The following is a 14,848-nucleotide window of genomic DNA, read 5'->3' on the forward strand; positions in this document are numbered from 1 at the left end:
ATTAATAATATATTACTGACAGCTCAAAACATTCCCTGGATAAATAATATTTATATCACCTATTGATTTTTAAATATTAAACACATTTCCCAATTAAATGTATAATGAAAAATAGTTATCAGATGATAACATAAAAATATCTGATGAATTTATTTCATCTCTCCTATATTTTCACTATCCAAAATAATTAAATCAGATATAATCACCTTTCATAAAATTGAACCGAAATACGAACAGAAAAGCCGTAGGATATATCCATCCACACGGCTTAACTTGAAACATCGTTCTCATACTTATATACAAATATAAGTTATTTATTCCACGATACATATAACAAATGCTTGAAGAGTATTACCATCTGATATTAATGGAACCTCTCTACCAGTAGCTGTATCATATACAAAATACTTTCCTAGTTCATTACGACTTCTTAGCATCTTAATATAAGAACTTGTTTTACTTATCGGACCAATGTCATCCAAAATACCAAATTTATAAGAATTTGGAAAATCATCAGATAATGCGGTGCCTGTTCCTGATGAGACCAACTGAGAAACAGTAGGTGAGTGCCCTGTTTCTCCATCGTATTTAAGATTCTCACAATTGTGTTCATCATTCATTGGATAAGTAAAAGTGTAACCAGGTGAATATGAAAATAGTCTACGAGGATAAGTTATATAAGTATATTTACGCTTTGTTCCATTGTTTTTCTTGACATTAATAGTAATTCTGGCTTGTCCCGGAGCCTGAAATGTTATCAATCCGGTGTTATTATCTATTGTAACTGGATCCCACTTGCCACCTATCTTTTTCACATTATAACTGGGAGTATCACCAGGCTTGACTAGTTCCTCACCTGTAATTGATCTCAATTCAGCTATCAGGTTATCGGTAAACACATTATATGGTCTGTTCTGCTCTTTAAATAGTTGGCTAGCAGATTTATCTGGTTGATTTGTTGTTCTATCAAATCGATAAACCATTAAAGCCACTGGCTCCGGTGTAGGCTCAAAGCTAACTTTTTTATTAGCATCTTGAAACAACTTACTACCATGTAATCCAGTCATATTTAATGTTACTTTTATATTATCAATACCCACATAGCTTTTCAATGTTGCATATAAATACCCTCTTCCATCTGTCTTATTCTCTTTATCCCATTCGAGTGGCGGTACTTCAGAGTCGTCAATATTACTATGATCTCGTGCCCATGTTACATCACTGAATTGATGATTAATAATTGCATCTTTCTTTTGTTTATCAACGATCTTCGCTCTGTATTTATATAATGATTTCCCATCACCAAATAACGGGTGTTGAGGATCAAAATTTTCATCTTTACCTGATATCTCTACACGATAGACCTCAACACTTGCAATTTCATACTCTACTTGTGGCGATGCAAAATTTACAGGCTCTGAACATTGCTCTGTCGAAGGCTCATTAACAATAGCAAGACAAGCCTGTGCACCTTTCACAACAGGATTTTTCTGATTACTTACCAATTGTACTGTTGCTTTTCCATCAGGTTGACCAACGACCTGATCTTTCAACCAAGTTTTGTTTTTGTCCGTACCCTGTGGATAACTTGGACTCCATATAAGATCTGCTTTTGTATAAGGTGTACCATCTAAATTGGATACTTCAGCAATAAAGCTATAATGGTCTGTCCCATTTGGAGAAACAGTTCCACTCTTTTGGCCTGATTTTAAAATTGGCTTCTGGATTTTTGGCCATTGGAATTCTACATCTACAGTATTTGTTCCTTGCACGCTTACCTCATCAACAGAGGCTACTACTGTAATCTTATTAGCTTTAGTACTGGTCAATGTTGTAGTAGCTTGACCATTATTACCTGTAGTACTGCTTGTTGAAGATATTGTTACACCTTCTTGATTAGGATTTTTTAAGGCCCAATTAACTTTTTTATTGGCCTCAGGTTTATTATTAATATCCTTGATTACTGCCGTCAAAGTATAGGTTTGATGAACCGTTATAATTTTTTGGTGGGGATCAATACTAAGCGAAATCTTTGCAGGCTTGAAAAGAACAGGGTTTGCTGATTTTTTTTGATGCTCTTCAATCGAAAGAGTAACAGTGACATTATCTACTGGCTCAGAGCTCGTCAGTGTTGCAGTTAATTGCCCTTCACCATCAGTTTTGTCACCATTAGATACTAATTTCAAAGTCGAAATCTCTTTATGATCGTGATCCCATTTTACATTAGTGATTAATGTGTTTGGTGGGACTGGATTATTACTGCCATCCAAAACAACAGCTTTATAGGTATAAGCCTGGGTGCCATCCGCTGTTAAAGGGGCTGTCATATTGTTTGGCAATGAAATTTTTATCTTATCCACATAAAAACGTGAAGTATCTTCTCCAAAACTCACTGTCCCCACTTGCGTTTTCGGCATACCATCCATTTGCAGGAATACTTTTACATCTTTGATAGGCTTAGAACTGGTTAAAGCGGCTTGTAATTGCCCTTTATCATTGGTTTTTGATGTTTTTTCGGGTTTTCCCCACTGTAGCCCTGATTGTTCACCAATCTCCGGTTCAGTTGTCCATTGAACATTATCAAGTGTAACCTGAGCTAAAGGCTGGTTACCCACGGTATCGGAGGTTATCACGGGGGTAAAGAGATAAGCTTTTTTACCATCAGCAGGTAATGTTTCTGTAGGATTGACTTCTTTTTCTTTCACTACAAATGGCCTGACAATTAAGGTCACTGTTTCATGATGAGAAACTGTTTTTGTATTACTATTCTCAAATATGTTGAAACTAATAGGATAATTGTTGGATTTCCCAGTGCTAAGTTGATATATCGGGAATGTAATTGAAATTTTATTCCCCTTAACATCTAACTTTCCGCCATCTTTGATAAATTTGGCAAAACCCTCATTTTTTTGCTCTTCAATTTTATTGTTCGGGTTATTAGTGGCTGGTATTGTTTTTTCTTCGTGACTGTAACCCATTAAAGTGGGTGGTATAGAAAGTTGAGTAATGGATTGTTTTATATGATCAAGCACAATATTGTTATTTCTTTCCACTAAGTCATAACGACTGCCTGCCAATGTACGCATTGCAGCTACGTTTTCTGGTGATAATTGAGTACTGAGAGGAACCCCCAGTTTATAATTGAAATTAGCCAAAAATTGCGTTTCCGTGTGGCCGCTTTCACCCTGTTTATAATCCACACCCATTGTTACCAGTGGGATCGGAGTATAAGTTAAACCTAGTTTAGCCAGACTCGGATTTTTCTGTCTGGTATCACGATTAAATAAGGTAACGTTATCACCGAAATATTGTTCGTATGTTAGTTTAGCGCCAAGATTGGGATAAGCGGGCAGGAAAAATTCACCGTTAATATCATAACCATTTGCCGGACGTTCATGATAATACTTAAAATTCCGTGATTCTTGTAATCCACTCAAACGATAATAAATATTGGCGGAGAGTTTGATATAATCGCCCCACATTTCACCTCCCAAACCTAAACGTTGGTTTTTTCCCGTCAGGTCATGATCATAAAAAGTATTCAGGCCATACATCCAACTCTGATAAAAATAACGCCCACCTAAACCTACGTTAATGGTATTGCGACTGTCTTTGTTACGATAACCCAATTGGGAGAAAATCAGCCAGTCTATTTTATTATCATAAAGTGGCAGTAATAGATCGAGTGAGTTATTTTCCAGCGTTCCCTTTTTATCCAGACCAAAGTTAATTCTGGCAGTACCAAACTGTGATAACCATTTTTGAGTTTCGGAAGAAATAGTGCTGTTGAATTTACCCAATGCATAAGATTTAGCTTGCTCTGCTAAATCCGAAGGAGAAGATAATAGGATATTGCCTACAGTCTGAATATTTCTGGCAATTAAACCTGGGGTGTCAGACTCTGAAATATCATTGGCATTTTTATTAACAGTTTCATTACTTAGTTGATTAACTCGAATATCTATATTATTCTTACCTTCTGAATTTCTCATGTATATTTTGTTAGTTTTGTCATTTCCATCTGCAAAAGCACTAATTATAGAAGACGGAAGAAATAATATGTAAAAAAAAATTAAAAAACGAATAATAATCATATATGAAGACATACATAGATACCTCAGAATGTTTTATTTGAAGTTAATTCACCACTTATTATTAATTAATATGCATGAGTGATAACTTCCCCCTTACTTCATATAGTACACAAACCTAATTAGTAGTAATTAAAAATTATTATCAATTAATAACTAAATGTTATCACATGATTTTTTGTTCTCGCAAACAACAAATTAGCATACGTTAAATTCACATCCACAAATCATATTAAATTCATAATTTCATCATTGTGATAACCAACCCTAATATTTAGGGAATCACAAATCGCACCTACTTCCTTGTAAATAACATCAAAAATGGCTGCTGTTACCACCACTCGGTATTAAGGTGATAGCTTATTTTCATTAGTCACTCAATTTTTTTTTATTTATATTAACCACTCTTCTTTCAGGATTAGTATTTTCTATTATTATTAAAAACATAAGGACTTAATTATCATGAGCGAAAATTATTTACTCCCACCTCCTATTTTACCTCAAGCCCAAAATGGCGTTCTGGATAAATCTAAATTAAATGGAGAAAAGATTAAGGTTAATGTATCAACATCTCCTCCCCTTAATCTCTCTGATGGTGACTCGGTTACAGTTTCATTTACTGATGACAATAATGAATCTGTCACCTCTACAAAGCAGCTACAAGGTACCATTGGCCCTTTTATCAAATTTGATTTTTCTACTGATATGCTTCCAAAAAAATATAAGGTAGGTTATACAGTTGACGACGTCATCGGAGACAACCCTATTTACTCGCAACAAGTTAATATCAACGTTATCAATGGCACGTCGACAAACCCACCAAACCCATCAGACAAAGAACCCTTTATCGTTATGGGTGCTCGTTATGCTGATCTTGCTGTAGCTAATGGGCTTAAAGCACCACAGCGGCTGACTGCTTGGACTAAAGATGGTAAGCCATATCTAGTAACATGGACTTATATAGGTGGAGTACCATCATTCACTTCTCCTTTTTCAAGTAGTAATTCCCCATTTTTCTATGATTCAGCTCCGTGGCTTCCCATTAGTGTGAGTGACGGTACTAACACTCTCAAAATAAACCCAATCAATGTGTTTGGTAACGGTGGTACGCTAGGTCTTCCAAAGAACGTTTGGAACGATCCAATGGAAGATCAATATGCCTCTGCTTTTGCTGTGCTACTCAATGACAACACCATGGTTGGTTGGGGAGGAAGCTTTGGTAGTTCCTATGTTCAACCTGGAGTTAAAACCATTACCACAAATGGCCCCTCTTATGCCGGGCTTAATATGGATTCAGAAAATAACTTATGGTGTCATGGTCAGTCTTATAATAATCCTATGCCTACTGGTTTCTTTGATGATGTGGGAGCAGGTGCAAATAGCTTTTTTGCCGTCTCGAAAACTACGGCAGAAATGAGAGTCTGGGGAGCAATACCTTATACTTTTCCTTTTCCTTATCCTGGAGATGGGAAGAATGCTTTTGTAGGAAATAGTTTTGCTACTGCTCTATATAATCCTAATACGGGACAGATACAAAATTGGTGGGGTCCATCACCGAGTAACTGGACTGTAACCCCACCTTTTTCTTCTACTATTCCGAAACCACGTTACCTTACATCAATGTCAAGGGGATTCGCCGTTATAGACGAAAGTGGTGATATTTCTACTTGGGGTGATCCGGATATGTTTAGCGGTTTTCAGCCCCCATCTCAAGATTTTATACAAGTTGCTGCAACTCCTCCCTATATTGTTGATTCGGGTATGCCAACCGGTAATGTAGCAATTCACCGTGATGGTAAAGGATATGGTTGGTGTGGCATGATGGCAGAGGGTTCGGACGGTAAGAAGGATTTGAGCAAAGATGACTTGCCAGACTTGCTTAATGCAGTAGATATAGCAACCACTAGACAACAATTTCTTATACTAACAGGCACCGCCCCACATAGCGCAGTATATGCTGCTGGACTTGACCCGAGTGACGACGACCCAGTGATCCAGGAATTTCTGGCTCTCAAAAATGCGGTTCAAATAACTTGCTCAGCTACTGCATCTGCGGCATTAAGGCTAGACGGTACCGTATTAACCTGGCAATATCCTGAACTGGGTAACTTTAGCTTAGTACCCCAACCTGAAATGCATAATGTAAGGGCCATCTACGCAACAGGGACAGCATTTCTTGCTCTGACAGCAGATAACAAAGTTTACACCTGGGGTGGCTCTGATGGTGGCGGGGATAGCAGTGAAGTACAAGCTCTGTTCGATGGTAAACTGACCTACTATATGGATTAAGATGATATCTGATACCAGAATAATAATCAGTTCATTCTAAACCAGAAGGCGTAATCAACGTTGATGTTATATAACAGATTGCGCCTTATTGCTTACATATATTGATTAAATATACATATTGATTAAATACTCAATTGCATCATTATAGTGCAATTCTATTGCACCAATCCCTAATTTAGGGCAAGTATATTTAAAAACTATCCTCTTTCCCCATGATTTTTTAGCCGCTAAATATCAACATATTGATATTAAATAATTTATTAATATTGGCACACTTTTCGCATTTCTATTTGCAATAACGGTTTTGTAAAAATTGATCGTATAGAAATGCCATTTAAGATAAAGCGATATCCTTCTTGCATCGTTCTATCAGGCTGACGTAACCCAGGAGAGTTCAGTATGTCCATTGAGCATGTTTTGTCCATGATTGAAGAACATCAGGTGAAGTTTATTGACTTACGTTTTACTGATACCAAAGGTAAAGAGCAGCATATTACCATCCCAGCCCACCAGATTGATGAAGACTTCTTTGAAGATGGCAAAATGTTTGATGGCTCCTCCATCGGTGGATGGAAAGGTATTAATGAGTCCGATATGGTGTTAATGCCTGATCCAAGCACTGCTATGCTTGATCCATTCTTTAGTGATACCACACTGATTATACGTTGCGATATTTTAGAACCCGGCACCATGCAAGGCTATGGCCGTGACCCTCGTTCCATCGCCAAACGGGCGGAAGATTTCCTGTGTGCAAGTGACATCGCAGATACGGTGTTATTTGGGCCAGAGCCAGAGTTTTTCCTGTTTGATGATGTCCGGTTCGGCAGTTCTATCTCCGGCTCTTATTACCATATTGATGATATTGAGGCGGCATGGAACAGTGGTACACGTTATGAAAATGGTAATAAAGGCCATCGTCCGGGCGTTAAAGGCGGCTATTTTCCTGTGCCTCCCGTGGACTCTTCTCAGGATCTACGTTCAGCCATATGCCTGACGATGGAAAAAATGGGTCTGATAGTTGAAGCTCATCACCATGAAGTCGCTACTGCCGGGCAAAACGAAGTTGCTACCCGCTTCAATACGATGACCAAAAAGGCAGATGAAACCCAGATTTATAAGTATGTGGTTCATAACGTTGCCCATGAATTCGGCAAGACCGCCACATTCATGCCAAAACCGCTGGTAGGCGATAACGGTTCAGGTATGCACTGTCATATGTCGCTGTCCAAAAATGGCACTAACCTATTTGCCGGTGATAAATATGGTGGTTTGTCTGAACTGGCTCTGTACTATATCGGGGGCATCATCAAACATGCTCGCGCACTGAATGCCTTCACTAACCCAACCACTAATTCATACAAACGATTGGTGCCGGGTTTTGAAGCTCCGGTCATGTTGGCTTACTCTGCCCGCAATCGCTCCGCCTCTATCCGTATTCCGGTTGTGGCCAGTGCGAAAGCCCGCCGTATTGAAGTTCGTTTCCCAGACCCCGCAGCGAATCCTTATCTGGCTTTCTCTGCCCTATTGATGGCAGGTCTGGATGGCATCATCAACAAAATCCATCCCGGTGATGCAATGGATAAGAATTTATATGACCTGCCGGCTGAGGAAGCACAGGAGATCCCAACCGTAGCGTCTTCTCTGGAAGAAGCAATGGCTGCTTTAGATGCCGATCGTGAGTTCCTGACTCGCGGTGGTGTTTTCACTGATGATGCGATTGATGCTTATATCAAATTACAGCAAGGTGAGATTGAGCGTGTCCGCATGACGCCACATCCTCTGGAATTTGAACTCTATTACAGCGTGTAATGCTGGTATAGCCAAATAGATCCCGAATTTATTTTTTGTTGCCGTGAAACTTTTTAGCCCATCTTTGGATGGGCTCTTTTCACGAATGCTACAATGCACCAAAAAAGTGCAGGAATTGAATGGCAATGGCTGATTTTACCAACGCAGAACAGATTCTAGATTCACTGATAAACAGCGTATTGGTGCTGGATAACAATTTAGTTATCCGCTATGCCAATCATTCTGCTCTGCAACTTCTGGCGCAGAGTACACATAAATTATTCGGTACTCCGCTTCCGGTTTTATTTAGTTATATTTCGCTGGATACAGAGTTGATGCGATCAAGTTTGATTAATGGTCATGGATTTACTGATAACGAAGTCATTCTGGTCATCAATAATCATTCTCATGTGATGTCGCTCAGTGCCCAACCAATTTCCGAGCAGTCTATTCTGCTGGAACTGGCGCCTATGGACAGTCAACGCCGGTTAAGCCAAGAGCAGGTACAACAAGCACAGCAGGCGGCGGCTCGGGAATTGGTTCGGGGGCTGGCACATGAAATCAAAAACCCCCTTGGTGGACTACGGGGAGCCGCTCAGCTACTTGCCAAAGCCCTGCCCGATCCATCACTGAGGGAATATACTCAGGTCATCATTGAACAGGCTGACAGACTACGCGCCCTTGTTGATCGATTACTGGGGCCACAGCATCCGGGAACACAAACCCGCCAAAGCATCCATCATGTGGTCGAGCGGGTCTATCAATTGGTTTCTCTGGAAATGCCCGCAAATGTCACTCTGCTGAAAGATTATGATCCGAGCTTGCCCGAACTGTCCCATTACCCTGACCAAATCGAGCAGGTATTACTGAATATAACCCGAAATGCCTTACAGGCACTGGGGAAAAAAGGCGGTACTATCACTCTGCGAACGCGAACTGCGTTCCAGATTACCTTACAGGGTGAGCGCTACCGCTTGGCGGCCAGAATTGATATTGAAGATAATGGGCCGGGTATTCCTCCCAATATTCAGGATACGCTTTTTTACCCCATGGTCAGTGGGCATGAAGGTGGAACTGGACTCGGGCTATCCATAGCACGTAATCTTGTCGATCAACATGCTGGCAAAATAGAATTTACCAGTTGGCCGGGGCATACGGAGTTTTCCATTTATCTGCCTATCAAGAAATAACCGATCAAAAAAACCGATCAGGAAGTAGAGGGTGACAATGCAACAACGAGGAAAAGTCTGGATCGTTGATGATGACAGTTCTATCCGCTGGGTACTTGAACGGGCCCTGAGTGGTGCAGGAATGGAGTGCATCAGTTTTGAAAATGCCGATGCTGTTCTGGCTGCACTATCACAGGCTAATACAGCACAGAACACTCCTGAAGTTCTGCTCTCAGATATCCGCATGCCCGGACTGGATGGGCTAAGCCTGCTCAGCCAGATAAAACAGAGTCACCCACAGCTTCCGGTCATCATTATGACTGCTCATTCTGATCTGGATGCCGCAGTCAGTGCCTATCAACACGGCGCATTTGATTATCTGCCAAAGCCTTTTGATATTGATGAAACTGTTGCGTTGGTTGAGCGGGCATTGAATCACTATCGGGAACAACATCAATCAACCTCCAATCCGCAATTGCCGGTATCCGTTTCAGATATGATCGGAGAGGCACCCGCCATGCAGGAGGTATACCGGATTATCGGTCGTCTTTCCCGATCTTCGATCAGTGTATTAATCAATGGGGAATCCGGCACGGGAAAAGAGTTGGTTGCCCATGCTCTTCACCGCCATAGTCCACGCGCTTCAGCACCATTTATTGCCCTGAATATGGCTGCGATCCCGAAAGATTTAATTGAATCCGAACTGTTTGGCCATGAAAAAGGAGCTTTTACAGGAGCGAATCAAGTACGCCACGGTCGTTTTGAACAAGCCAATGGCGGCTCGCTGTTTTTGGATGAAATCGGTGATATGCCGCTGGATATCCAAACTCGCTTGCTGCGGGTTCTGGCTGAAGGGCAATTCTATCGGGTCGGAGGCTATGCCCCCGTAAAAGTTAATGTCCGCATCATCGCCGCCACTCACCAGAATCTAGAGCAACGTGTTGCAGAAGGTAAATTCAGGGAAGATCTCTACCATCGCCTGAATGTGATTCGTATTCAGTTGCCACCTCTGCGGGACAGAGTGGAAGATATCCCGCGTCTGGCACATCATTTTCTGCAACAAACCGCCAAAGAGCTGGGTGTTGAAGCCAAAGTGCTACATCCTGATACTGAACTTGCCTTGATGCGCTTACCATGGTCAGGTAACGTTCGCCAGTTGGAAAATGTCTGCCGCTGGCTGACCGTAATGGCAGCGAGCAAAGAAGTGTTGGTACAAGATCTGCCTGCTGATTTGCTTGAGAAGCAACTAGCGGAGCTGAAAGATAATTCTCCTGTTCCTCATTCTGCGCTGACAGAACATTGGTCACAACAATTGGCAATCTGGGCCGAAGCTGCTTTAAAAGAAGGAAAAACCGATCTCCTTTCCGATGCCCTGCCATTGCTGGAACGCACCCTGCTTAATTGCGCGCTTGAGCATACTAATGGGCATAAACAAGAGGCCGCCCGCTTGTTGGGCTGGGGAAGGAATACAATAACGCGGAAATTAAAGGAATTGGGGATGTAACAGGTTATTCAGTGAATCATAAGACTACCTATTACTGAGAAAATACTCAGAGAGATCAACAAACTGGGTTAATATCGCTTCATCGTTTATTTGATAAATGTTAACCTATACAAATCGCTGAGCATAATTTATTGAAACATCTCGACACTATTTCTTAAGTTTATTAAGGCATTACTTAAACGCTATTTAAGTGGAAAATTATGTTCTTATATCACCCGCGAAAACTGCCGTTGCCGCATCTGATTACGCAGATAATTATCAAAGCACATGCAAACATTACGGATCAGAAGACGCCCTTTTGGAGATACCAGAATCTGCGATTCTGTCAATTCCACCAGCCCGTCTTCTACTAAGGGGGTTAACAGTTGCAGGTCTTCAGCAAAGTAATCAGCGAAGTTCAGCCCATAACGCTGCTCAATATCCGTCAAGTTCAGCCGAAAGTTACAGATAAGATCTTTGATCACATCACGGCGAATGCAATCATCTTGCGTCAATGCCAAACCACGCCATAAAGCATGTTCTTGTGCTTCTACCGCAGCATAATAAGTTTTCAGGTCTTTCTGGTTCTGGGCATAACTATCCCCTAACATACTGATGGCGGAAACGCCCATACCCAGTAAATCGCATTCCCCCTGCGTAGTATATCCCTGAAAATTACGGTGCAAGATGCCTTTTCGTTGGGCAATCGCCAATTCATCATCAGGGCGGGCAAAGTGATCCATTCCAATAAACTGGTAGCCATTACCTGTCAGGGTCGAAATCGTTTCCTGCAAAATATCCAGCTTTTGCGTCGCACTTGGTAAATCCTGTTCCTTGATCTTGCGCTGCGCCGCAAATAAATTCGGCAGATGAGCATAGTTGAATACGCTCAGGCGATCCGGTGACAACGCCAATACACGCTGTAATGTAAAAGCAAAACTCTCAGGTGTCTGTTTCGGCAACCCATAAATCAAATCAATGCTGGTGGATGTAAAACCAGTTTCACGAGCGCGATTAACCAGTTTGAAAATAAATTCTTCATCCTGCTCACGATTCACCAAACGCTGTACGTCTTTATTAAAATCCTGCACACCCATACTCAGGCGGTTAAAGCCTTCATGACGCAGGTGATCAATAACATCGAGTTCAATTTCACGCGGGTCAATTTCAATGGAAAGCTCAGCATCAGGCAGAAAATGGAAATGGTCTCGCAGCATCAACATCAATCGACTGATCTGCGTTTTGTCCAGATAGGTTGGCGTACCTCCACCCCAGTGCATCTGGCTGACTTTCCGCCGGGAGAATAATTCAGCACGGGCAGTAATTTCTTTTTCCAACACATTCAGATATTCATCCGCTTTGTGTTTTTGACGAGTGACCAGTTTATTGCAACCGCAGAAATAACAAAGTTTATGGCAGAACGGAATATGGATATAAAGGGAAAGTGGGCGATCAGGATAACGGTCGGCGGCCTGTGAAAAAGCAGTCGCATCATACTGCTGGTTAAACTCCAGTGCTGTGGGGTACGAAGTATAACGAGGCCCTGAATAGTTGTATTTTTGGATCAAAGGCAGATCCCAAACAATGGCTTGCTCTGACATGCTTATTCCTTCCGCTGTTTCCGCCCATCAAAACGCAACATTTTCACGGAATTAAAATGTCGTGCCATGATGATACTGCGCAACCGACGTTTGCGTCGTGATAGCCGCCATAGTTTACCCAATAACCACAATAAATAACATACTAATATTGTGGTTATTAATACTGTGGTTATTAATATCGCGGTTATCGGAATGAACCCACCTTTTACGATCACAATTCTTTGATGAAGGAATTACTTACCCTTCAACAGTTGCATAATGTCTTCCTGCGGTTCTTCTTCGCTGTCTTCCTCTTCCAGATTGATGCCCAACTCTTCCATCAGGGTATCAATGCGGTCGAGCGTATTATCGACATAATCGTTGTCTTCCTGAGACAGTTTTTCACCCTGTTCAAGGCGTGCCAACAAGTCATCCAATCGCTCATCATTTTCCAGCATTTCCAGCTCTTCCTGCGGTGACAAGCGAACTTTTTGTTCCTCTACAACTTGTTTAACCGCTGGTTTCACCATCGCCGCTTTTTCACCTGCGATCAGAGGAACCGGAACCTTACTGCCGATACGTGGATCTTTTTCCTGCTTGGCTGCTGAACGATTTTTATTGCTGCTATCACCGTTACTGCGACTACCTGTTGGATTACCGTTACCACGGCGTTTTTTCTGGCGTTTACGCTCGCGCCCTTCTGCATCCAGCTCTGCGCGACTTTTTCTTTTTTGCTTACCAGCAGAAAGCTTCGCTGGTGATTTTTTCTTTAACAGATTCATAGCTTGTGACTCACTCGCTTTTATCAGGATATTTTCGGCGGAATCTAACAGAAACTACCTTTAACATACAACATCATTCACTTCTCGTTCAAAGTTCGGCTACTATTCTAGGTAAATTCAACTCAAATAATATGATCATTAACTACCATGCGCTTTTTTGATACTTCTTCTTATCGCATGCCATTGTATCTTTGGGTCACTGGTTATGCAGCCTTGTGGATAATAGCAAGCTATTTTCTCGATCCCACTGTTCCTTATGATGCTGTAGAAGCCTTGAACTGGGGCATCAATGGAGAGTGGGGATCGCCCAAAAACCCATGGCTGGTAGGCGCTATAATGCTGCCCGCTATCTCTATCAGCAATATCTCCCTCAGTTTTTATTGGTATTTCGCCCACTTTGTTGCCATTGCCATCGGTATGCTCGGAGTTTGGCAACTGGCTTTCCGATTAACGGGTAAAGTTGTACTGGCCTGGCTTGCCATGCTGACACTGAACCTATCCGGTATCATCAATTTCGATATCATTCCTTATAACGATAATTATCTTTTGGTCATGCTCTGGCCGTGGTCACTGCTGTTTTTCCTGCGTGCCATTGATGAGCACCCCAAATGGTGGCTGGCGTTCGCTCTTACCACAGGGCTGGCAACGATGGGAAAATATTCTTCGCTTGCCATAATCGGCTCTGTCTTTCTGCTTTCTCTGTTCGTGCCCAAAGTACGCCGCAATTATCGGGAGCCGCTGTTTTATCTCGCCATTATAATCTGGTTCGCGCTGGTATTACCGAACGTTTGGTGGCTGGTGCATAACGACTTTGTTGCGTTTAAGTGGGTAGATTCCCAAATTCAGAAAGGGTTCAACCTGCACACCACACGTGCTGTACTTTCTGTGTTCTACCCGTTAATTATCATCAGTGGCATTATTTATCTGCTGGGAGGTCGGATTGGCTGGCCCAAGCAGCAATCCAACGCGCTGGTCAATATCGTGATCCTGCTGCCTCTGCTGATTATTTACGGCTGGTTCTCCTTCAATCAGGGTGGGCGAATGACCGAATGGATACAACCTTTCATGGCTGTTTCGCCGGCATTGTTAGTGGGTTCGATAACGGTATTTCCCAACAAATCCCTGCGAGGCACATTACTGGGGTTGACCCTATTTGGTGTTTTGGTCTTGATTGGTTACATCAGTGTAATGTTGGTAAACATCCGTGATGCAGGGCAAAAATTTGTGGGTATAAAAACCTTTGCCAGCCAGCTTGATCAACGCTGGAACGAGCTGTATCCAACACCATTGCGTTATGTTGGCGGAGAATATCTGCATCAATGGCTGACATTTTATAGCCATTATCGTCCAGAAACGATACAACCCTGGGAATTAGGTAACGGTATGCCACCCAATATCTATAACCGTCATATCAAAGAGGGTAATATCGTGGAGTATGGTGCCTTGCTCGTGGGAGATCGAGGGAAAAACTGTGCCGAGGAAAATTTCCAGTCTACTTTTTCGCAGTGGCCATCATTGGTGCTCGATCACAAAGAAAAATTCTTCTTAAAAACCCAACCAAGTGCTGAATTGGAAGCTGTTTGCATTGGCTTTGTGGCCCCCAAGAAGGCTCAACAATAGATTCATCTTCCAACAAAAAAGCCTGACATAACTATACGGTCAGGCT

At 41.9% G+C, this 14,848-nt stretch carries 8 protein-coding genes; 5 read left to right on the forward strand and 3 right to left on the reverse strand.

What is annotated here, in order from left to right; all coding sequences use genetic code 11:
- Positions 1-314 precede the first annotated feature (314 nt).
- Entirely contained in the window at positions 315-4,106 is a 3,792-nt protein-coding gene (locus Xvie_RS13140; RefSeq protein ID WP_086109763.1) for an inverse autotransporter beta domain-containing protein, read from the reverse strand.
- Positions 4,107-4,553: 447 nt separating this feature from the next.
- On the opposite strand from Xvie_RS13140, the gene Xvie_RS13145 reads away from it, so the two are divergent.
- The 4 genes from Xvie_RS13145 (at position 4,554) to glnG (ending at position 10,841) form a co-directional block, all read left to right on the forward strand.
- A complete protein-coding gene (locus Xvie_RS13145; protein ID WP_086109764.1) occupies positions 4,554-6,380 on the forward strand; it encodes an RCC1 domain-containing protein in 1,827 nt (608 codons plus the stop codon).
- Between the two features lie 399 nt (positions 6,381-6,779).
- Positions 6,780-8,189, forward strand: coding sequence for a glutamate--ammonia ligase (gene glnA, locus Xvie_RS13150; protein ID WP_086109765.1), 1,410 nt, complete (start codon positions 6,780-6,782; stop codon positions 8,187-8,189).
- A gap of 119 nt (positions 8,190-8,308) precedes the next feature.
- Positions 8,309-9,358, forward strand: a complete 1,050-nt coding sequence (glnL, locus tag Xvie_RS13155) for a nitrogen regulation protein NR(II) (RefSeq protein ID WP_208612583.1) — start codon at positions 8,309-8,311, stop codon at positions 9,356-9,358.
- A 37-nt stretch (positions 9,359-9,395) separates the two neighbouring features.
- Positions 9,396-10,841 carry a nitrogen regulation protein NR(I) gene (gene glnG, locus Xvie_RS13160; RefSeq protein WP_086109766.1) on the forward strand — a complete coding sequence of 482 codons (1,446 nt, stop codon included), beginning with the start codon at positions 9,396-9,398 and terminating at the stop codon, positions 10,839-10,841.
- 206 nt (positions 10,842-11,047) lie between these two features.
- On the opposite strand, the gene hemN is transcribed toward glnG, so the two are convergent.
- The gene (gene hemN, locus Xvie_RS13165; protein ID WP_086109767.1) at positions 11,048-12,421 is read right to left on the reverse strand and encodes an oxygen-independent coproporphyrinogen III oxidase; all 1,374 of its coding nucleotides are present in this window, start codon (positions 12,419-12,421) and stop codon (positions 11,048-11,050) included.
- Positions 12,422-12,654: 233 nt separating this feature from the next.
- Positions 12,655-13,182: a Der GTPase-activating protein YihI gene (gene yihI / locus Xvie_RS13175; protein ID WP_086109768.1), complete on the reverse strand. Its 528-nt coding sequence runs from the start codon at positions 13,180-13,182 to the stop codon at positions 12,655-12,657.
- A gap of 147 nt (positions 13,183-13,329) precedes the next feature.
- Here yihI and Xvie_RS13180 point away from each other — a divergent pair, with 147 nt between their 5' ends.
- Positions 13,330-14,802: a glycosyltransferase family 39 protein gene (locus Xvie_RS13180; protein WP_086109769.1), complete on the forward strand. Its 1,473-nt coding sequence runs from the start codon at positions 13,330-13,332 to the stop codon at positions 14,800-14,802.
- The last annotated feature ends 46 nt before the right edge of the window (positions 14,803-14,848 follow it).

It is taken from the genome of Xenorhabdus vietnamensis (genome assembly GCF_002127535.1).
Classification (GTDB): domain Bacteria; phylum Pseudomonadota; class Gammaproteobacteria; order Enterobacterales; family Enterobacteriaceae; genus Xenorhabdus; species Xenorhabdus vietnamensis.

What these genes read in the sequence shown, in the direction of transcription:
- Xvie_RS13140 (WP_086109763.1), bottom strand. Translation starts at nt 4,106, where the DNA reads ATGTCTTCATATATGATTATTATTCGTTTTTTAATTTTTTTTTACATA.
- Xvie_RS13145 (WP_086109764.1), top strand. Translation starts at nt 4,554, where the DNA reads ATGAGCGAAAATTATTTACTCCCACCTCCTATTTTACCTCAAGCCCAA.
- glnA (WP_086109765.1), top strand. Translation starts at nt 6,780, where the DNA reads ATGTCCATTGAGCATGTTTTGTCCATGATTGAAGAACATCAGGTGAAG.
- glnL (WP_208612583.1), top strand. Translation starts at nt 8,309, where the DNA reads ATGGCAATGGCTGATTTTACCAACGCAGAACAGATTCTAGATTCACTG.
- glnG (WP_086109766.1), top strand. Translation starts at nt 9,396, where the DNA reads ATGCAACAACGAGGAAAAGTCTGGATCGTTGATGATGACAGTTCTATC.
- hemN (WP_086109767.1), bottom strand. Translation starts at nt 12,421, where the DNA reads ATGTCAGAGCAAGCCATTGTTTGGGATCTGCCTTTGATCCAAAAATAC.
- yihI (WP_086109768.1), bottom strand. Translation starts at nt 13,182, where the DNA reads ATGAATCTGTTAAAGAAAAAATCACCAGCGAAGCTTTCTGCTGGTAAG.
- Xvie_RS13180 (WP_086109769.1), top strand. Translation starts at nt 13,330, where the DNA reads ATGCGCTTTTTTGATACTTCTTCTTATCGCATGCCATTGTATCTTTGG.